Source organism: Nocardiopsis sp. M1B1, assembly GCF_052466615.1.
Map to the genome: position 1 here is coordinate 769,393 of NZ_CP196194.1, position 18,207 is coordinate 787,599.

At 66.6% G+C, this 18,207-nt stretch carries 30 protein-coding genes; all 30 read left to right on the forward strand.

The features are described 5' to 3' along the window. The 30 genes from rpsG to rpmJ all read left to right on the forward strand — a co-directional run bounded on the left by rpsG (position 1) and on the right by rpmJ (position 18,203). Complete coding sequence (gene rpsG, locus ACSTA4_RS03505) at positions 1 to 471, forward strand: 30S ribosomal protein S7 (protein WP_013156107.1); 471 nt, start codon at positions 1 to 3, stop codon at positions 469 to 471. A 40-nt stretch (positions 472 to 511) separates the two neighbouring features. Continuing rightward, positions 512 to 2,626 (forward strand): elongation factor G, encoded by a 2,115-nt coding sequence (gene fusA, locus ACSTA4_RS03510; RefSeq protein ID WP_444962408.1) that lies wholly within the window; start codon positions 512 to 514, stop codon positions 2,624 to 2,626. 80 nt (positions 2,627 to 2,706) lie between these two features. Then, positions 2,707 to 3,900: an elongation factor Tu gene (gene tuf, locus ACSTA4_RS03515; protein ID WP_212641596.1), complete on the forward strand. Its 1,194-nt coding sequence runs from the start codon at positions 2,707 to 2,709 to the stop codon at positions 3,898 to 3,900. A gap of 252 nt (positions 3,901 to 4,152) precedes the next feature. Continuing rightward, positions 4,153 to 4,461, forward strand: coding sequence for a 30S ribosomal protein S10 (rpsJ, locus tag ACSTA4_RS03520; protein WP_013156110.1), 309 nt, complete (start codon positions 4,153 to 4,155; stop codon positions 4,459 to 4,461). 12 nt (positions 4,462 to 4,473) lie between these two features. Next, entirely contained in the window at positions 4,474 to 5,124 is a 651-nt protein-coding gene (rplC, locus tag ACSTA4_RS03525; RefSeq protein ID WP_019610094.1) for a 50S ribosomal protein L3, read from the forward strand. 3 nt (positions 5,125 to 5,127) lie between these two features. Beyond that, the gene (rplD, locus tag ACSTA4_RS03530) at positions 5,128 to 5,799 is read left to right on the forward strand and encodes a 50S ribosomal protein L4 (RefSeq protein WP_047869959.1); all 672 of its coding nucleotides are present in this window, start codon (positions 5,128 to 5,130) and stop codon (positions 5,797 to 5,799) included. Continuing rightward, complete coding sequence (rplW, locus tag ACSTA4_RS03535) at positions 5,796 to 6,086, forward strand: 50S ribosomal protein L23 (protein WP_013156113.1); 291 nt, start codon at positions 5,796 to 5,798, stop codon at positions 6,084 to 6,086. The genes rplD and rplW overlap by 4 nt, the downstream gene beginning before the upstream one ends. A gap of 58 nt (positions 6,087 to 6,144) precedes the next feature. Continuing rightward, the gene (gene rplB / locus ACSTA4_RS03540; protein WP_013156114.1) at positions 6,145 to 6,984 is read left to right on the forward strand and encodes a 50S ribosomal protein L2; all 840 of its coding nucleotides are present in this window, start codon (positions 6,145 to 6,147) and stop codon (positions 6,982 to 6,984) included. 12 nt (positions 6,985 to 6,996) lie between these two features. After that, entirely contained in the window at positions 6,997 to 7,275 is a 279-nt protein-coding gene (gene rpsS, locus ACSTA4_RS03545; protein WP_013156115.1) for a 30S ribosomal protein S19, read from the forward strand. A gap of 72 nt (positions 7,276 to 7,347) precedes the next feature. Beyond that, on the forward strand, positions 7,348 to 7,716 hold the full coding sequence (gene rplV / locus ACSTA4_RS03550; RefSeq protein WP_017567302.1) for a 50S ribosomal protein L22: 369 nt from the start codon (positions 7,348 to 7,350) through the stop codon (positions 7,714 to 7,716). Then, positions 7,716 to 8,519 (forward strand): 30S ribosomal protein S3, encoded by an 804-nt coding sequence (rpsC, locus tag ACSTA4_RS03555; protein WP_047869961.1) that lies wholly within the window; start codon positions 7,716 to 7,718, stop codon positions 8,517 to 8,519. The genes rplV and rpsC overlap by 1 nt, the downstream gene beginning before the upstream one ends. A 3-nt stretch (positions 8,520 to 8,522) precedes the next feature. Further along, positions 8,523 to 8,936: a 50S ribosomal protein L16 gene (rplP, locus tag ACSTA4_RS03560; RefSeq protein ID WP_013156118.1), complete on the forward strand. Its 414-nt coding sequence runs from the start codon at positions 8,523 to 8,525 to the stop codon at positions 8,934 to 8,936. Continuing rightward, positions 8,936 to 9,187, forward strand: coding sequence for a 50S ribosomal protein L29 (gene rpmC / locus ACSTA4_RS03565; RefSeq protein WP_013156119.1), 252 nt, complete (start codon positions 8,936 to 8,938; stop codon positions 9,185 to 9,187). Before rplP ends, rpmC begins: the two co-directional genes overlap by 1 nt. After that, a complete protein-coding gene (gene rpsQ, locus ACSTA4_RS03570) occupies positions 9,184 to 9,456 on the forward strand; it encodes a 30S ribosomal protein S17 (protein WP_013156120.1) in 273 nt (90 codons plus the stop codon). Before rpmC ends, rpsQ begins: the two co-directional genes overlap by 4 nt. Positions 9,457 to 9,559: 103 nt before the next feature. After that, positions 9,560 to 9,928, forward strand: a complete 369-nt coding sequence (rplN, locus tag ACSTA4_RS03575; RefSeq protein ID WP_013156121.1) for a 50S ribosomal protein L14 — start codon at positions 9,560 to 9,562, stop codon at positions 9,926 to 9,928. Positions 9,929 to 9,931: 3 nt separating this feature from the next. After that, positions 9,932 to 10,237 (forward strand): 50S ribosomal protein L24, encoded by a 306-nt coding sequence (gene rplX / locus ACSTA4_RS03580; RefSeq protein WP_013156122.1) that lies wholly within the window; start codon positions 9,932 to 9,934, stop codon positions 10,235 to 10,237. After that, entirely contained in the window at positions 10,237 to 10,812 is a 576-nt protein-coding gene (rplE, locus tag ACSTA4_RS03585) for a 50S ribosomal protein L5 (protein ID WP_444962409.1), read from the forward strand. Before rplX ends, rplE begins: the two co-directional genes overlap by 1 nt. Before the next feature lie 13 nt (positions 10,813 to 10,825). After that, entirely contained in the window at positions 10,826 to 11,011 is a 186-nt protein-coding gene (locus ACSTA4_RS03590; protein ID WP_013156124.1) for a type Z 30S ribosomal protein S14, read from the forward strand. A 270-nt stretch (positions 11,012 to 11,281) separates the two neighbouring features. After that, complete coding sequence (gene rpsH, locus ACSTA4_RS03595) at positions 11,282 to 11,680, forward strand: 30S ribosomal protein S8 (RefSeq protein WP_013156125.1); 399 nt, start codon at positions 11,282 to 11,284, stop codon at positions 11,678 to 11,680. A 17-nt stretch (positions 11,681 to 11,697) separates the two neighbouring features. Further along, positions 11,698 to 12,234: a 50S ribosomal protein L6 gene (rplF, locus tag ACSTA4_RS03600; protein WP_274976138.1), complete on the forward strand. Its 537-nt coding sequence runs from the start codon at positions 11,698 to 11,700 to the stop codon at positions 12,232 to 12,234. Positions 12,235 to 12,236: 2 nt separating this feature from the next. Beyond that, positions 12,237 to 12,617: a 50S ribosomal protein L18 gene (gene rplR, locus ACSTA4_RS03605; RefSeq protein ID WP_150249562.1), complete on the forward strand. Its 381-nt coding sequence runs from the start codon at positions 12,237 to 12,239 to the stop codon at positions 12,615 to 12,617. A 49-nt stretch (positions 12,618 to 12,666) separates the two neighbouring features. Continuing rightward, a complete protein-coding gene (gene rpsE, locus ACSTA4_RS03610; protein ID WP_013156128.1) occupies positions 12,667 to 13,269 on the forward strand; it encodes a 30S ribosomal protein S5 in 603 nt (200 codons plus the stop codon). A 2-nt stretch (positions 13,270 to 13,271) separates the two neighbouring features. After that, complete coding sequence (gene rpmD, locus ACSTA4_RS03615; RefSeq protein WP_013156129.1) at positions 13,272 to 13,457, forward strand: 50S ribosomal protein L30; 186 nt, start codon at positions 13,272 to 13,274, stop codon at positions 13,455 to 13,457. Beyond that, on the forward strand, positions 13,454 to 13,918 hold the full coding sequence (gene rplO, locus ACSTA4_RS03620; protein ID WP_047869966.1) for a 50S ribosomal protein L15: 465 nt from the start codon (positions 13,454 to 13,456) through the stop codon (positions 13,916 to 13,918). Before rpmD ends, rplO begins: the two co-directional genes overlap by 4 nt. A 279-nt stretch (positions 13,919 to 14,197) precedes the next feature. Further along, complete coding sequence (gene secY, locus ACSTA4_RS03625) at positions 14,198 to 15,511, forward strand: preprotein translocase subunit SecY (protein WP_248773460.1); 1,314 nt, start codon at positions 14,198 to 14,200, stop codon at positions 15,509 to 15,511. Then, positions 15,512 to 16,171, forward strand: a complete 660-nt coding sequence (locus tag ACSTA4_RS03630; protein WP_248773461.1) for an adenylate kinase — start codon at positions 15,512 to 15,514, stop codon at positions 16,169 to 16,171. It abuts the gene before it with no gap. Then, positions 16,171 to 16,995, forward strand: a complete 825-nt coding sequence (gene map / locus ACSTA4_RS03635) for a type I methionyl aminopeptidase (protein WP_444962410.1) — start codon at positions 16,171 to 16,173, stop codon at positions 16,993 to 16,995. Before ACSTA4_RS03630 ends, map begins: the two co-directional genes overlap by 1 nt. Positions 16,996 to 17,055: 60 nt before the next feature. After that, complete coding sequence (locus ACSTA4_RS03640; RefSeq protein WP_444964086.1) at positions 17,056 to 17,520, forward strand: DUF1707 domain-containing protein; 465 nt, start codon at positions 17,056 to 17,058, stop codon at positions 17,518 to 17,520. A gap of 300 nt (positions 17,521 to 17,820) precedes the next feature. Beyond that, positions 17,821 to 18,042, forward strand: a complete 222-nt coding sequence (infA, locus tag ACSTA4_RS03645; RefSeq protein WP_013156135.1) for a translation initiation factor IF-1 — start codon at positions 17,821 to 17,823, stop codon at positions 18,040 to 18,042. A 47-nt stretch (positions 18,043 to 18,089) separates the two neighbouring features. Beyond that, the gene (rpmJ, locus tag ACSTA4_RS03650) at positions 18,090 to 18,203 is read left to right on the forward strand and encodes a 50S ribosomal protein L36 (protein WP_013156136.1); all 114 of its coding nucleotides are present in this window, start codon (positions 18,090 to 18,092) and stop codon (positions 18,201 to 18,203) included. The last annotated feature ends 4 nt before the right edge of the window (positions 18,204 to 18,207 follow it).

Consider the following 18,207-nt stretch of genomic DNA (forward strand, 5'->3'; position numbering starts at 1 on the left):
ATGCCGCGCAAGGGCCCGGCGCCGAAGCGCCAGCTCATCACCGACCCGGTCTACGGCTCGCCGCTCGTCACCGCACTGATCAACAAGGTGCTGCTCGACGGCAAGCGCTCCATCGCCCAGAGCGTCGTCTACGACGCCCTGGAGGGTGCTCGCGAGAAGACCGGCCAGGACCCGCTCGTCGTCCTGAAGCGGGGACTGGACAACGTCAAGCCCGCGCTCGAGGTCCGCAGCCGCCGCGTCGGCGGCGCGACCTACCAGGTGCCGGTCGAGGTTCGCGCCTCCCGGTCCACCACGCTGGCCCTGCGCTGGCTGGTCTCCTACGCGCGCCAGCGCCGTGAGAAGACCATGACCGAGCGTCTGATGAACGAGCTGGTCGACGCCAGCAACGGTCTCGGCGCGGCCGTCAAGAAGCGTGAGGACACGCACAAGATGGCCGAGTCGAACAAGGCCTTCGCGCACTACCGCTGGTAATTCCGGCGGGTTCGAAACAGACCGAGGGACGACGAGCCTCATGGCTGCCAAAACTGTTCTTGACCTGGCCAAGGTCCGCAACATCGGGATCATGGCTCACATCGACGCTGGTAAGACCACGACGACTGAGCGGATCCTCTACTACACCGGTGTGACCCACAAGGTGGGCGAAGTCCACGATGGCGCTGCCACGATGGACTGGATGAAGGAGGAGCAGGAGCGGGGTATCACCATTACCTCGGCTGCTACCACCACCCACTGGGACGACCACACCATCAACATCATCGACACGCCCGGCCACGTCGACTTCACGGTCGAGGTCGAGCGGTCGCTGCGTGTGCTCGACGGTGCCGTCGCGGTCTTCGACGCCAAGGAGGGCGTTGAGCCCCAGTCGGAGCAGGTCTGGCGCCAGGCGGACCGCTACGGCGTCCCGCGTATCTGCTTCGTCAACAAGATGGACAAGATCGGCGCCGAGTTCCAGCGCTGTGTCGACATGTTCCGTGAGCGCCTCGGCGCCAACGCCATGCCGATCCAGCTCAACATCGGCGCCGAGAGCGACTTCAAGGGCGTCATCGACCTCGTCCGGATGAAGGCCTACGTCTGGAACGAGGAGGCCGCGCTCGGCGAGATGTACGACACCGTCGACATCCCGGAGAGCCACGCCGACGCCGCCCGCGAGGCCCGCGACCAGTTCATCGAGACGCTGGCCGAGGCCGACGACGAGATCATGGAGATGTACCTGGAGGGCCAGGAGCCCACCGTGGAGCAGCTCGTCCCCGCGATCCGCCGCGCGACCATCGCCGGTACGGCCGTCCCGGTCGTGTGCGGCACCGCGTTCAAGAACAAGGGCGTGCAGCCCCTGCTCGACGCGGTCACCGCCTACCTCCCCTCGCCGCTGGACGTCGAGGGCGTCGAGGGTCACGACCCCAAGGACGAGACCGAGGAGACCAAGCTCGTCCGCAAGCCGAGCAACGACGAGCCGCTGTCGGCTCTGGTCTTCAAGATCATGAGCGACCCGCACCTGGGCAAGCTGACCTACGTGCGCGTCTACTCCGGCGTTCTCCAGGCGGGCACCCAGGTGCTCAACAGCCTCAAGGGCCGCAAGGAGCGCATCGGCAAGATCTACCGCATGCACTCCAACAAGCGCGAGGAGATCTCCGAGGTCGGCGCCGGCGACATCGTCGCCGTCATGGGCCTCAAGGACACCACGACCGGTGAGACCCTGTGCGACCAGGCGAACCCGATCGTTCTGGAGTCCATGACCTTCCCGGCTCCGGTCATCGAGGTGGCCATCGAGCCCAAGACCAAGAGCGACCAGGAGAAGCTGGGCATCGCGATCCAGCGCCTCGCGGACGAGGACCCCTCGTTCCAGGTCGCCACGGACGACCAGACCGGTCAGACCGTGATCTCGGGCATGGGCGAGCTGCACCTCGAGGTGCTCGTCAACCGCATGCGCGACGAGTTCAAGGTCGAGGCGAACATCGGCAAGCCGCAGGTGGCCTACCGCGAGACCATTCGCAAGAAGGTCGAGGGGCACACCTACACCCACAAGAAGCAGACCGGTGGGTCGGGCCAGTTCGCCAAGGTCAAGATCGACATCGAGCCCCTGGAGACCGAGAGCGGCGACGCCTCGGGCTACGAGTTCGTCAACGCCGTCACCGGTGGCCGCATCCCGAGGGAGTACATCCCCTCGGTCGACGCCGGCTGCCAGGAGGCCGCCGAGCTGGGCGTGCTCGCGCACTACCCGCTCGTCGGCGTCAAGGTGACGCTCCAGGACGGCCAGTACCACGAGGTCGACTCCTCCGAGATGGCCTTCAAGACCGCCGGTTCGATCGCCTTCAAGGAGGCGGTCAAGCTGGCCAAGCCGACTCTCCTGGAGCCGGTCATGGCTGTCGAGGTCACCACCCCCGAGGAGTACATGGGTGACGTGATCGGCGACCTGAACTCCCGCCGTGGACAGATCCAGTCCATGGACGAGCGTTCCGGCGTCCGTATCGTCAAGGCCCAGGTGCCCCTCTCCGAAATGTTCGGCTACGTGGGTGACCTGCGCAGCCGCACGCAGGGTCGAGCCAACTACTCGATGGTGTTCGACTCCTACGCGGAGGTTCCGTCCGCTGTCGCCCAAGAAATTGTGGCGAAGGTCCGCGGCGAATAGTCGCGAACACGTAACCAGCCCGCTCCCCGTCCACGCGGGGAGCGAGCACCAGACAGCTCTGTACGTCTAGGAGACATCCAGTGGCGAAAGCAAAGTTCGAGCGGACTAAGCCGCACGTCAACATCGGCACCATCGGTCACATCGACCACGGCAAGACCACGCTGACCGCGGCCATCACCAAGGTGCTGCACGACGCGTACCCGGAGCTGAACCCGTTCACTCCGTTCGAGGACATCGACAACGCTCCTGAGGAGCGCGAGCGCGGTATCACCATCTCCGTCGCCCACGTCGAGTACCAGACCGAGGCGCGTCACTACGCCCACGTCGACTGCCCCGGTCACGCGGACTACGTGAAGAACATGATCACCGGTGCGGCGCAGATGGACGGCGCCATCCTGGTCGTGGCCGCCACCGACGGCCCGATGCCGCAGACCAAGGAGCACGTGCTCCTGGCCCGCCAGGTCGGCGTGCCCTACATCGTGGTGGCCCTGAACAAGGCCGACATGGTGGACGACGAGGAGATCTTCGAGCTCGTCGAGCTCGAGGTGCGCGAGCTCCTCAGCGAGTACGAGTTCCCCGGCGACGACGTCCCCGTCACCAAGGTCTCCGCGCTCAAGGCGCTGGAGGGCGACGAGGAGTGGGGCAAGTCCGTCCTGGAGCTCATGGGCACCGTGGACCAGTTCATCCCCGAGCCCGAGCGTGACACCGACAAGCCCTTCCTCATGCCGATCGAGGACGTCTTCTCGATCACCGGTCGCGGCACCGTCGTCACCGGCCGCATCGAGCGCGGCATCGTCAACGTCAACGAGACCGTCGACATCGTCGGTATCAAGGACGAGAAGCAGACCACCACGGTCACCGGTGTCGAGATGTTCCGCAAGCTGCTCGACCAGGGCCAGGCCGGCGACAACGTCGGTCTGCTCCTGCGCGGCATCAAGCGCGAGGACGTCGAGCGCGGCCAGGTCGTCATCAAGCCCGGCACGACCACCCCGCACACCGAGTTCGAGGCCCAGGTCGTCATCCTGTCCAAGGACGAGGGTGGCCGCCACACGCCGTTCTTCAACAACTACCGCCCGCAGTTCTACTTCCGCACCACGGACGTCACCGGCGTCGTGACGCTGCCGGAGGGCACCGAGATGGTCATGCCCGGTGACAACACCGAGATGACCGTCCAGCTCATCCAGCCCGTCGCGATGGAGGACGGCCTGAAGTTCGCCATCCGCGAGGGTGGCCGGACCGTGGGCGCGGGTCGCGTCACGAAGATCCTCAAGTAGTACCCGTGCGGGGGCGGCCCCTTCGGAGCCGTCCCCGCCGTGGTGGGCGGGCCGTGGGTCCACGGCCCGCCCACCAGCACACAAGACGTCATCGGGCTCTGTGACGGTGACGCACCGCAGGGGCAAGCCCTGTTGCGGTTTCTCAAGGGAATAGGGGCTCACGGCTACAACGGCGGATCCGCCGGGCCTGGGCGTCTGTGACCGGGAACAGCTCACCGTTACGGACACTGAAGCGAAGGACGAACAGGCCACATGGCGGGACAGAAGATCCGCATTCGGCTAAAGGCCTATGACCACGAGGTCATCGACAGCTCGGCTCGCAAGATCGTCGAGACTGTGACGCGAACTGGCGCACAGGTCGCGGGCCCGGTGCCGCTGCCGACGGAGAAGAACGTTTACTGCGTCATCCGATCGCCGCACAAGTACAAGGACTCGCGCGAGCACTTCGAGATGCGCACGCACAAGCGGCTGATCGACATCATCGACCCCACGCCGAAGACGGTCGACTCGCTCATGCGACTCGACCTCCCGGCGGGCGTTGACATCGAGATCAAGCTTTAAGGACGCACAGACATGGCCACCAAGCAGATCAAGGGAGTTCTGGGCGAAAAGCTCGGCATGACCCAGGTCTTCGACGACGCGGGCAAGATGGTGCCCGTGACGGTTCTGAAGGCCGGTCCGTGCGTCGTGAGCCGCATCCGGACTCCGGACACCGATGGCTACTCCGCCATCCAGCTCGGCTACGGGCAGATCAACCCGCGCAAGGTCAACAAGCCGCTCGGCGACTACCTGCGCAGCCACGACCTGACCCCGCGCCGCCACTACGTCGAGGTCCGCACGACCGACGCCACCGAGTACACGCTCGGCCAGGAGGTCACCGCGGACAGCTTCGAGACCGGCCAGAAGGTCGACGTCACGGGCAAGAGCAAGGGCAAGGGCTTCGCGGGTGTGATGAAGCGCCACGGTTTCCGCGGCCTCTCCGCCTCGCACGGTACCCAGCGCAAGCACCGCTCGCCCGGCTCCATCGGCGGCTGCGCCACGCCCGGCCGCGTGTTCAAGGGCATGCGGATGGCCGGTCGCATGGGCAACGTGCGCAAGACCGTCCAGAACCTGACCGTTCACTCCGTCGACGCGGAGAAGGGGCTCATCCTGGTCAAGGGTGCCGTCCCCGGTCCCAACGGCGGTCTGGTGCTCGTCCGCACCGCTGTGAAGGGGGACAAGTAAGCCATGGCCCAGATCGAGGTCAAGAACCTTGAGGGCGGCGCCAAGGGCAGCGTCGAGCTGCCGGACAGCGTCTTCGCCCAGCAGGTCAGCATCCCGCTGATCCACCAGGTCGTGAACGCCCAGCTCGCCGCTGGCCGTCAGGGCACGCACGCCACCAAGACCCGCGGCGACGTCCGCGGCGGTGGCAAGAAGCCCTACCGCCAGAAGGGCACGGGCCGGGCCCGCCAGGGTTCCATCCGCGCCCCGCAGTACACCGGCGGTGGCACGGTCCACGGACCCCAGCCGCGCGACTACAGCCAGCGCACCCCCAAGAAGATGAAGGCCGCCGCCCTGCGCGGAGCCCTCTCGGACCGGGCGCGCCACGGCCGCATCCACGTCGTCAGCCAGTTCGTGGCCGAGGACCTGGAGAGCAAGTTCACCAAGACCGCTCTGAAGGCGCTGCGCCAGGTCACCGAGTCCGACAAGGTCCTGGTGGTGCTGGCCCGCGACGACGAGCACAACCGGCGCGCCCTGCGCAACGTCGAAGAGGTGCACATCCTCGACGCGGACCAGGTGAACACCTACGACGTCCTCTACTCGGACGACGTGGTCTTCACCGAGGCGGGCTACGCCGAGTTCCTGGCCCACGCGGCCGGTGCCTCCAAGGCCGCGCAGTCCGAGGAGGACGACCAGTGAGGATCGCCGACCACCGGGACATCATCGTCGAGCCGGTGATCTCCGAGAAGAGCTACGGGCTCATGGACGAGAACAAGTACACGTTCATCGTCCGCCCGGACGCCAACAAGACCCAGATCAAGATCGCGATCGAGAAGATCTTCGAGGTGAAGGTCACGAGCGTGAACACGATCAACCGCAAGGGCAAGCGCAAGCGCACCCGCTTCGGTTACGGGAAGCGTCCCGACACCAAGCGCGCGATCGTCAGTGTCGCCGAGGGCGACCGGATCGACATCTTCGGTGTCTGACCTCTCCCGGGTCTGACCGCTACACACCAAGCAACACGTAAAGGAATGCGCGAAGAAGATGGGCATTCGTAAGTACAAGCCGACGACACCGGGTCGTCGCGGCTCCAGCGTGAGCGACTTCGTCGAGATCACGCGCTCGGAGCCCGAGAAGTCCCTGGTGCGTCCGCTCCACTCCAAGGGCGGTCGCAACGGCCACGGCCGCATCACCGCCCGCCACCAGGGCGGTGGCCACAAGCGCGCCTACCGCGTGATCGACTTCCGTCGTCACGACAAGGACGGCGTGCCGGCCAAGGTCGCCCACATCGAGTACGACCCGAACCGCACCGCGCGCATCGCGCTGCTCCACTACGTGGACGGCGAGAAGCGCTACATCCTGGCTCCGGCCGGCCTCAAGCAGGGCGACCGGGTCGAGAACGGTCCGCAGTCCGACATCAAGCCCGGCAACTGCCTCCCGCTGCGCAACATCCCCACGGGTACGTTCGTGCACGCGGTCGAGCTGAAGCCGGGTGGCGGCGCCAAGCTGGGCCGCTCCGCGGGCTCGCAGATCCAGCTCCTGGCCAAGGAGGGCAAGTACGCCACGCTGCGTATGCCCTCCGGTGAGATGCGCATGGTGGAGATCACCTGCCGCGCCACCGTCGGCCAGGTGGGCAACGCCGAGCAGTCCAACATCAACTGGGGCAAGGCCGGCCGCTCCCGCTGGAAGGGCAAGCGCCCGACCGTCCGCGGTGTCGTGATGAACCCGGTCGACCACCCCCACGGTGGTGGTGAGGGCAAGACCTCCGGTGGCCGCCACCCGGTCAGCCCCTGGGGTAAGAAGGAAGGCCGGACCCGGGCCAAGAACAAGGCCAGCGACAAGCTCATCGTGCGGCGTCGGCGTAGCGGTAAGAAGAAGCGGTAAGGAGCACGTCTGATGCCACGTAGCCTTAAGAAGGGTCCCTTCGTCGACGACCACCTCATCAAGAAGGTGGAGTCGCAGAACGAGAAGGGGACCAAGAACGTCATCAAGACGTGGTCCCGGCGGTCCATGATCGTTCCGGAGATGATCGGTCACACGATCGCCGTCCACGACGGCCGCAAGCACGTCCCCGTGTTCGTGTCCGAGTCGATGGTCGGCCACAAGCTCGGTGAGTTCGCTCCCACGCGTACTTTCCGCAGCCACGTCAAGGAAGACCGCCGTAGCCGCCGTTAGCGGTTGCAGCAGCAGAAAGAACCATTTCTCCACGGTGAGTGGAGATGAATTTCCGTGAGCGAGGGAAAAGCGATGGGAACGAGGGCACAGGCACGGTTCGTCCGTGTTACGCCCCGAAAGGCCCGCCGGGTGGTGGACCTTATTCGCGGGTTGCCCGCTGACGAGGCACAGGCGGTGCTCCGGTTCGCGCCCCAGTCGGCGAGCGAGCCCGTTGGCAAGGTGCTGGCTAGCGCCATCGCCAACGCCGAGCACAACGACAAGCTGGACCGCGGGACGCTGGTGGTCGAAGGCGCGTGGGTGGACGAGGGTCCGACCCTGAAGCGCATTCGTCCGCGAGGCTTCGGCCGCGCCTTCCGGGTGACCAAGCGCACGAGCCACATCACCGTGGTCGTCGCTGAGCGCTCGGGCGCCTCGTCCAAGACGAAGGAAAGGACCCGATAGTGGGGCAGAAGGTAAACCCGCACGGGTTCCGCCTCGGAGTCACCACCGACTTCAAGAGCCGTTGGTACGCCGACAAGTCCTACAAGGACTACGTCAAGGAAGACGTCGCGATCCGTCGGATGCTGACCCGCGGCATGGAGCGCGCGGGCATCTCCAAGGTGGAGATCGAGCGCACCCGTGACCGCGTCCGCGTCGACGTCTACACCGCCCGGCCGGGCATCGTCATCGGCCGCCGCGGCGTCGAGGCCGACCGCATCCGGACCGACCTGGAGAAGCTGACCGGCAAGCAGGTCCAGCTGAACGTCTTCGAGGTCAAGAACCCCGAGATCGACGCGCAGCTCGTCGCCCAGGGCGTCGCCGAGCAGCTGAGCAGCCGTGTGGCCTTCCGCCGCGCGATGCGCAAGGCCATGCAGACCGCGATGAAGAGCGGTGCCAAGGGCATCCGCATCCAGTGCGGTGGCCGTCTGGGCGGGGCCGAGATGTCGCGCTCGGAGTTCTACCGCGAGGGCCGTGTGCCCCTGCACACCCTGCGCGCCGACATCGACTACGGCTTCTTCGAGGCCCGTACGACCTTCGGCCGCATCGGTGTGAAGGTCTGGATCTACAAGGGTGACGCGCCCGCCACCCGCGCCGAGCGCGAGGCGGCCCAGGCCGCGCAGCGCTCCGCCGGCGGCGGTGGCGGTGGCGGCGGTCAGCGCCGCGAGCGCCCCCAGCGTCGTCGTCGCGGCGGTGCCGGTGGCGGCCAGCCGCAGAACGCCGAGGCCAAGGCCCCGGCCGAGTCCGCGAAGTCCGAGGGGAGCTGACCAGTGCTTATTCCTCGTAAGGTCAAGTACCGCAAGCAGCACCACCCGGATCTGCGCGGCAAGGCCAAGGGCGGCACGACGGTCACTTTCGGTGAGTTCGGCATCCAGGCCCTGGAGTCGGCCTACGTGACGAACCGTCAGATCGAGTCCGCTCGTATCGCCATGACGCGTCACATCAAGCGTGGCGGCAAGGTGTGGATCAACATCTTCCCGGACCGCCCGCTGACCAAGAAGCCCGCCGAGGTCCGCATGGGTTCCGGTAAGGGTTCCCCGGAGTGGTGGGTCGCGCCGGTCAAGCCCGGTCGCGTGATGTTCGAGCTGTCGGGCGTGCCCGAGGCCATCGCCAAGGAGGCGATGCGCCGTGCGATGCACAAGCTCCCGATGAAGTGCAAGTTCGTTACGCGGGAGGGGGAGTGATGGCCAAGTCCGTGACTGCCCATGAGCTCCGTGACCAGTCCGTCGAGGACCTGGTCGCCAAGCTCAAGGAAGCCAAGGAAGAGCTGTTCAACCTCCGCTTCCAGGCCGCCACCGGCCAGCTCGACAACCACAGCCGACTGCGTACCGTCAAGCGCGAGATCGCCCGGATCTACACGATCCTGCGTGAGCACGAGCTGGGTATCGCCCCGCTGTCTGGTGAGTCGGCGCAGGAGAAGGAAGCAGCCGAATGAGTGAGAACCAGACCGCGACCCGCAACTACCGCAAGGTGCGCGAGGGCTACGTCGTCAGCGACAAGATGGACAAGACCGTCGTCGTCGAGGTCGAGGACCGCATCACGCACGCCAGGTACGGCAAGGTCATCCGTCGCACGTCCAAGTACAAGGCGCACGACGAGGCGAACTCCTGTGGCGTGGGCGACCTGGTCCGACTGATGGAGACCAGGCCGCTCTCCGCGACCAAGCGCTGGCGCGTCGTGGAGATCCTGGAGAAGGCTAAGTAACCCCAGCCTGTCGGCGGCCGGCACCCGTGCCGGCCGCCGATCCCGGGGGTGAGACCACCTAGCCGTGCGGCAGTGGACCGCACGCATCACATCAGGAGCAGACGTGATTCAGCAGGAGTCGCGACTCAAGGTCGCCGACAACACGGGTGCCAAGGAGATCCTTACCATCCGTGTTCTCGGTGGCTCGGGTCGGCGCTACGCCGGGATCGGCGACACCATCGTCGCCACGGTGAAGGACGCCCTGCCTGGCGCTGGAGTCAAGAAGGGCGACGTCGTCAAGGCCGTTGTCGTGCGCACCGTCAAGGAGCGCCGCCGGCCCGACGGCTCCTACATCCGCTTCGATGAGAACGCTGCCGTGCTCATCAAGGACGGTGGGGACCCGCGAGGCACCCGCATCTTCGGCCCGGTCGGCCGCGAGCTGCGTGACAAGAAGTACATGCGCATCATTTCGCTGGCGCCGGAGGTGCTCTAAGCGATGAAGATCAAATCTGGCGACGAGGTCATCGTTCTCGCCGGCAAGAACCGGGGTGCCACCGGCAAGGTCGTCAAGGCCCTGCCGAAGGAAGACCGTGTCGTTGTCGAGGGCGTCAACCTGGTCAAGAAGCACAGGAAGGCCAACCCGGCGGGCGGCCAGCAGGGCGAGGTCGTCACCAAGGAGGCCCCGATCCACGTGAGCAATGTCGCGCTCGTGGAGGACGGCAAGGCCACCCGGGTCGGCTACCGCTTCGAGGAAGACGGAACCAAGGTTCGCGTCTCCCGCCGCACCGGTAAGGACATCTGATGACGGTTACCAACGACATCACCGCCCCTCCGATGCCGCGGCTCAAGGAGAAGTACCGGAGCGAGATCGTCGCTGCCCTCAAGGAGGAGCACGACATCGCCAACATCATGCAGGTCCCCGGTCTGACGAAGATCGTGGTCAACATGGGTGTCGGCGAGGCGGCTCGTGACGCGAAGCTGATCCAGGGCGCGGTCGCCGACCTGTCGGCGATCACCGGCCAGAAGCCGCGGATCAACCGGGCCAAGAACTCCATCGCGCAGTTCAAGCTGCGCGAGGGTCAGCCGATCGGCGCCAGCGTCACGCTGCGCGGCGACCGGATGTGGGAGTTCCTCGACCGGCTGCTCTCCCTGGCCCTGCCCCGTATCCGGGACTTCCGCGGCCTGTCCCCGAAGCAGTTCGACGGGAACGGCAACTACACCTTCGGGCTGACCGAGCAGGTCATGTTCCACGAGGTGGACCCGGACAAGGTCGACCGGCAGCGTGGGATGGACATCACGGTCGTCACCACCGCCACGACCGACGAACAGGGCCGCAGCCTGCTCAAGCGGCTCGGTTTCCCGTTCAAGGAAGCCTGAGGGGTAAGCACACATGGCCAAGAAGTCCCTGATCGCGAAGTCGCAGCGGAAGCCGAAGTTCGGCGTTCGCGCGTATACTCGATGCTCGCGGTGCGGCCGCCCGCGCGCCGTCTTCCGGAAGTTCGGCCTGTGCCGTATCTGCTTCCGTGAGATGGCCCACCGGGGCGAGCTGCCCGGTATCACCAAGTCGAGCTGGTAGTTTCCGGCGGGGCCGACCGTTCGCCCACCTCTGGGTGCGCGGAGTCGGCCCCCCGAAGCGCCACCCTCGGCGCGAACAGCGTCCGTGACCGCACGATGCGGCACGGTCCGGCAACATCCAACCACCAGGGCACGGCAGTCCCGAAGGGGACCGCGGTGCCCACGACCACGCCGTAGGTCCGTTTGTGCACCTTCGCGGGAGTACCCGCGCAAGGGCAGGCTCTGGGAAAGCCCGCACTCGGAAACCGCGGTGAGGAAGGGCCAGTCGGCCATGACGATGACCGACCCGATCGCAGACATGCTCACGCGTCTGCGCAACGCGAATTCGGCTTACCACGACACCGTGGCGATGCCGTATTCCAAGATCAAGGCGCACATCGCCGAGATCCTCCAGCAGGAGGGCTTCATTCAGGGCTGGCGGACCGAGGAGGCCCCCGTGGGCCAGAACCTCGTCCTGGACCTGAAGTACGGCCCCACCCGGGAGCGTTCCATCGCGGGCATCCGCCGGGTCTCCAAGCCCGGTCTGCGGGTGTACGCCAAGAAGGAGAACCTGCCGCGGGTGCTGGGTGGCCTCGGCGTGGCGATCATTTCGACGTCCGGCGGCCTGATGACCGAAAAGCAGGCCAAGAAGCGTGGCGTGGGCGGCGAAGTCCTCGCCTACGTCTGGTAACAGGGAGAGATTGAAGCATGTCGCGAATCGGTCGACTGCCGCTCTCGGTCCCCAAGGGCGTCGAAGTCACGATTAACGGGCAGGACGTCACCGTCAAGGGTCCGAAGGGCGAGCTGAAGCACACCGTCGCCGAGCCGATCACCGTGTCCCTGGAGGACGGGGTCTTCACGGTGGCGCGTCCGGACGACAAGCCGGAGAACCGCTCGCTGCACGGTCTGACCCGTGCGCTCATCGCCAACCTCGTCGAGGGCGTGGCCAAGGGCTACACCAAGACGCTGGAGATCCACGGCGTGGGTTACCGCGTCCAGGCCCGCGGCTCCAACCTGGAGTTCTCGCTGGGCTACAGCCACCCCGTCGTGGTCGAGCCCCCCGCGGGCATCAGCTTCCGCGTGGAGAAGCCGACCATCCTCCACGTCGAGGGCATCGACAAGCAGCTGGTGGGCCAGGTCGCCGCGAACATCCGCGGTCTGCGCAAGCCTGACCCGTACAAGGCCAAGGGCGTGCGGTACCAGGGTGAGCACATCCGCCGCAAGGCCGGAAAGGCTGGTAAGTAGGCATGGGTAGCACCGTGAGCCGCAAGCGGACCACCAAGCGCGCCACCTCCCGTGCGCGCCGCCAGTTCCGCGTCCGCAAGAAGGTCGTGGGTACCGCCGAGCGTCCGCGCCTGGCCGTGTTCCGCTCCTCCAAGCACATCGTCGCGCAGGTCATCGACGACACCAGGGGTCACACCCTGGCCGCCGCCTCCAGCGTCGAGGCCGACCTGCGTGCCGACGAGGGCACCAAGTCCGACAAGTCCGTCAAGGTCGGTCAGCTCATCGCCGAGCGCGCCAAGGCCGCCGGTGTCTCCTCGGTCGTCTTCGACCGCGGCGGCAACCAGTACGCCGGTCGTATCGCCAAGCTCGCCGACGCGGCGCGCGAGGGCGGGCTGGAGTTCTAGCGATGACCTCTGCAACGGCCAAGATCAACCACGAGAAGAGGAACCACTGATGGCTGCAGCACCGCGGCGCGGCGCCGGTGGCGAGCGGCGTGATCGCCGTGACGATCGCCGCGGCGGCGCCGCAGACAAGGGTGTCTCCTACATCGAGAAGGTCGTGACCATCAACAGGGTCGCGAAGGTCGTCAAGGGCGGCCGTCGCTTCTCCTTCACCGCCCTGGTCGTCGTCGGCGACGGCAACGGCATGGTCGGTGTCGGTTACGGCAAGGCCAAGGAGGTCCCGGCCGCGATCGCCAAGGGTGTCGAGGAGGCGAAGAAGAACTTCTTCCGCGTCCCCCGCATCCAGGGCACGATCGTGCACCGGGTCCAGGGCGAGGACGCGGCCGGCGTCGTCCTGCTCCGTCCGGCCGCCCCGGGTACCGGCGTCATCGCCGGTGGTCCCGTGCGCGCCGTGCTGGAGTGCGCCGGCATCCACGACGTGCTGAGCAAGTCGCTCGGCTCGTCCAACCCGCTCAACATCGTGCACGCCACCGTGGCGGCTCTGAAGGGCATCAACCAGCCCGAGGAGATCGCCGCACGCCGTGGCCTGCCGATCGAGGACGTCGCCCCGGCTGCCATGCTGCGTGCTCGCGCTGAGGCGAAGGCAGGAGCCTGACCATGGCCAAGCTCAAGATCACGCAGACCCGCTCCAAGATCGGCGGCAAGGTGAAGCAGCACGCTGCTCTCCAGTCGCTGGGTCTGGGCCGGATCGGCAAGTCCACCGTCCGTGAGGACCGCCCTGAGGTTCGCGGGCAGATCACGATCGTCGCGCACCTCGTCTCTGTCGAGGAGGTTGCCGAATGAGCGACTACAACCCCGACGAGCTGCTCAAGCTGCACCACCTGCGTCCCGCCCCGGGCTCCAACAAGGCCAAGATCCGCAAGGGTCGCGGCGAGGCGTCCAAGGGCAAGACCGCCGGTCGCGGCACCAAGGGCACGAAGGCTCGTAACACCGTCCGCCCCGGTTTCGAGGGCGGCCAGATGCCCCTCATCCGCCGGGTGCCCAAGCTCAAGGGCTTCAGCAACGCCCGGTTCAAGACGACCTACCAGGTCGTCAACCTGGACCGGCTGAGCGAGCTCTACCCCGAGGGTGGCGAGGTCACCGTCGAGAGCCTGGTCGCCAAGGGCGCGGTTCGCAAGAACCAGCTCGTCAAGGTGCTGGGCACGGGTGAGATCTCCGTCGCCGTGCAGGTGAGCGCGCACGCGTTCTCCTCCTCGGCGAAGGAGAAGATCTCCGCCGCCGGTGGCTCCACCACCGAGCTGTAGGGGTCTTCCCCGCGATGAAGCGACTGGGGGCGTCCGCCCGGCAGGTCTAGGACCGGCTGGCGGACGCCCCCGCGCGTTGTGAGCGGTGATCGTTATGACTCACGAACTCAACTGCCGAGTGATCACTGTTACAGTGCCATCTGTTTGAGTTCACCGCTTGACGTACTGTGAATACTTCCGAGCAACGGGCGACCGCCCGGAGCTGACGTTCTACGACGATTCAGGATCGGCCGCGATGTCTGGAACCCGTTCCGCCGCCGAAGCTGCGCAGGAGGAGACGTGCTAGGTGCGTTCGTTCGTGCATTCCGCACGCCCGACCTGCGCAACAAGCTGCTGTTCACACTGTTCATCCTGACGATCTTCCGTCTGGGCTCGGTGATCCCGGCGCCGGGTATCAACTCCGCGGCGATCAGGGACCAGATGGAGGCGATCACCTCCTCGGACCAGTCCGGTGTGTACGCGCTCGTCAACCTGTTCAGCGGCGGTGCCCTGCTGCAACTGGCGGTGTTCGCGCTCGGGGTCATGCCGTACATCACCGCGAGCATCATCATCAACCTGCTCACGGTGGTGATCCCCCGTCTGGAGGCCCTCAAGAAGGAGGGCCAGTCCGGGCAGAGCAAGATCACTCAGTACACCCGCTACCTGACGCTCATGCTCGGTGTCCTCCAGGCCACCAGCATCGTCGCCATGGCCCGGACGGGCGCCCTGTTCCAGGGGGCCATCCCGGTCAGCTCCTACATGCCCAACCAGGACATCCTGACCCTGGTGACCATCGTGTTCACGATGACCGCCGGTACCGCCATCATCATGTGGTTCGGCGAGCTCATCACCGAGCGCGGCGTGGGCAACGGCATGTCGCTGCTGATCTTCACCCAGGTCATCGCGATGTTCCCCTCCTCCATGATCGCGCTGTTCCAGGAGCGCTCGATCTGGGTCTTCTCCCTCATCTGCGTCGCCGGCCTGGTGCTCATCACCGCGGTGGTCTTCATGGAGCAGGCCCAGCGCCGCATCCCGGTGCAGTACGCCAAGCGCATGGTCGGCCGCCGCATGTACGGCGGCAGCTCGACCTACATCCCGCTGAAGGTGAACCAGGCGGGCATCATCCCCGTGATCTTCGCCTCCTCGCTGCTGTACCTGCCGCAGCTGCTCGTGGGCCTCATGGGCCAGGACTCCACGCATCCCGTGGTGACCTTCGTGCAGGACTACTTCCTCACCGGCACCCACCCCGTGTACATGGCGACGTTCTTCGTCATGATCATCGGCTTCGCGTTCTTCTACGTGGCGATTACCTTCAACCCCGCTGAGGTCGCCGACAACATGAAGAAGTACGGTGGGTTCATCCCGGGTATCCGACCAGGGCGTCCGACCGCCGAGTACCTCGACTACGTGCTGACGAGGCTGACGACCCCCGGATCCCTGTACCTGGGTGTGATCGCTCTCCTGCCGATGGTCGCCCTCGGCGCCACCGGCGCCAGCGCGAACTTCCCCTTCGGAGGGACGAGCATCCTGATCATGGTCGGCGTCGGGCTGGACACGGTGAAGCAGATCGAGAGTCACCTCCAGCAGAGGAACTACGAAGGTTTTCTGCGATAAATGCGAGCAGTATTGGTGGGGCCGCCTGGGGCCGGCAAGGGCACCCAGGCCCAGATCCTCGCGTCCGAGCTGTCGATCCCCAAGGTGTCCACGGGCGACATCTTCCGGGCCAACGTCAGCGGCAAGACGGACCTCGGCAAGAAGGCCAAGGAGTACATGGACCGCGGTGACCTCGTCCCCGACGAGGTCACGAACGCCATGGTCAAGGACCGACTGGCGCAGGAGGACGCCGCCGAGGGGTTCCTGCTCGACGGCTTCCCGCGCAACGTCCCGCAGGCCGAGACGCTCAAGGGCATCCTCGCCGACCTCCACACCACCCTGGACGTCGTCCTGGAGCTGAGGGTCGACGAGGAGGAGGTCGTCAAACGCCTCTCGGGCCGCCGCTCGTGCCCAGAGTGCGGCCAGGTGTACCACGTGGAGTACGACGCCCCGAAGATCGCGGGCAGGTGCGACAACGAGGGCGCCGAGCTGTACCAGCGCGAGGACGACCGCGAGGAGACCATCCGGCACCGCCTGGAGGTCTACCGCGAGCAGACCGCTCCGCTGGTGCAGTTCTACGAGGCCGAGGGCCTGCTGGCCACCATCGCGGCCACGGGGACCGTGGACGAGGTGACGGCCCGCGCCAAGGCCGCCATCGACAAGGTCGGGGCCGGCTCCTGATGTTCCGCAAGACCGATCCGGACGTGCAGATCAAGACTCCGGAGCAGATCGCCATGATGAGGGCGGCGGGCCAGATCGTGGCCCGCGCCCTGGACACACTCCGGGCCGCGGTGCGGCCCGGAGTGTCGACCCTGGAGCTGGACTCCCTCGCGGAGAAGGTCATCCGCGACGCGGGCGCCGTCCCCTCCTTCAAGGGCTACCACGGCTTCACGGGCTCCATCTGCGCCTCGGTGAACGAGGAGGTCGTCCACGGCATCCCCAGCGCGCAGCGGGTGCTGGCCGAGGGCGACATCATCTCCATCGACTGCGGAGCCGTCCTGGAGGGCTGGCACGGCGACTCGGCGATCACCGTCGCGGTCGGCGAGGGCCGCCCCGAGGACCTGCGCATGATGGAGGTCTGCGAGGAGTCCATGTGGCAGGGGATCGCCGAACTGCGTCCGGGCAGGCGCTTGGGTGACATCGGTTACGCGATCGGCGGCCACATCTCCCGCAACGGCGGCTACGGCAACGTCCGCGAGTACGGCGGCCACGGCATCGGCACCGAGATGCACATGGACCCGCACGTGCTCAACTACGGCAAGCGCGGCAAGGGCATGAGGCTGGTCGAGGGCATGTGCCTGGCGATCGAGCCGATGACCACCCTGGGCCGCCACGACGTGGTGCAGCTCGACGACGGCTGGACCGTGGTGACCCGCGACGGCGGGCGCGCCGCGCACTTCGAGCACACGGTCGCGGTGACCGCGGACGGGCCCGTGGTGCTGACCGCGCGCGAGTCCGATCGGGATAAAATCGCCGACATGGGGTTCGTCCAGCCGACCTGGTAGGGGTCTCCTCCCGTGCGGAGCGCGGGGGCCGCTTCCGGGTGGAGATGCGAGGTGCGCGCAGTGTCCGACCCGGTGCCGTCGATACGTACGTCCGACGCGGAACGCGACCGCGTGGCCCAGCTCCTCCAGGAGCACTTCGCCCAGGGGCGGCTGGACCACGAGGAGTTCACCGACCGCCTCGGCCGCGTCTACAAGGCCAGGACCACGGGTGAGCTGGCCACGGTCACCAACGACCTCCCCGAGCGCGACCTCGCCGACATCCGCGGGGCCGCCTCCCGGGACGAGGAGTTCGCGGCGGCCCCTGCGATCAGCATGCGCGACCCGGTGCTGATGGTGCCGTGGGCCCTCTACGCGGGGGTCAACATCCTGTGCTTCGTCATCTGGCTGATCCTGTTCCTCACCACCGACTACGACTACCCGTGGTTCCTGTGGGTCATGGGGCCGTGGGGCATCGTGATGGGCATGGTGACCGTGGGGGTCCTGGCCGGGCAGAAGCACCACTCCGAAGGCGACGGGACGCCCTAGGTCCGGGGTCCGTGCCCGCCCGCGTTCCGGTGCGGTAGTGTGCTCCGTTCGGCGGGCAGGAGCACTTGCCGGAAGGGGATAGACTGTCCATGCCCATACGCGGGCTGTTGGGTCAGTCTGCCTTCTTCGCGCCACGTCCTCCAACCGACGTTCGCCTTTTGCAGTTGGCCTGAACTTCCAGTGTCCCTCGGCGTCGGTGACGGCCATCCGCCGTTGCCGGGGCCGTAGCGTCATGCGGGGCCACTGGGGTCGCGTCGGGTTGTCCTGATCAACCAAACGATGAGCGAGGCGTGGAAGGACATGGCCAAGAAAGACGGCGCCATCGAGATCGAGGGTTCCGTTGTCGAGTCCCTACCCAACGCTATGTTCAAGGTAGAGCTCGACAACGGGCACCAGGTCCTTGCCCACATCAGCGGCAAGATGCGGATGAACTACATCCGTATTCTCCCCGACGACCGCGTCGTCGTGGAGCTGAGCCCGTACGACCTCACGCGCGGGCGCATCGTTTACCGCTACAAGTAGCCCCTCACGGGCCTCGCGGCCCGGGAGAGTATGAGTTCGGAGTCACCATGAAGGTCAAGCCGAGCGTGAAGAAGATCTGCGCGAAGTGCCGCGTGATCCGCCGTAACGGCCGGATCATGGTCATTTGCTCGGACCCGCGGCACAAGCAGCGTCAGGGTTAGTCAC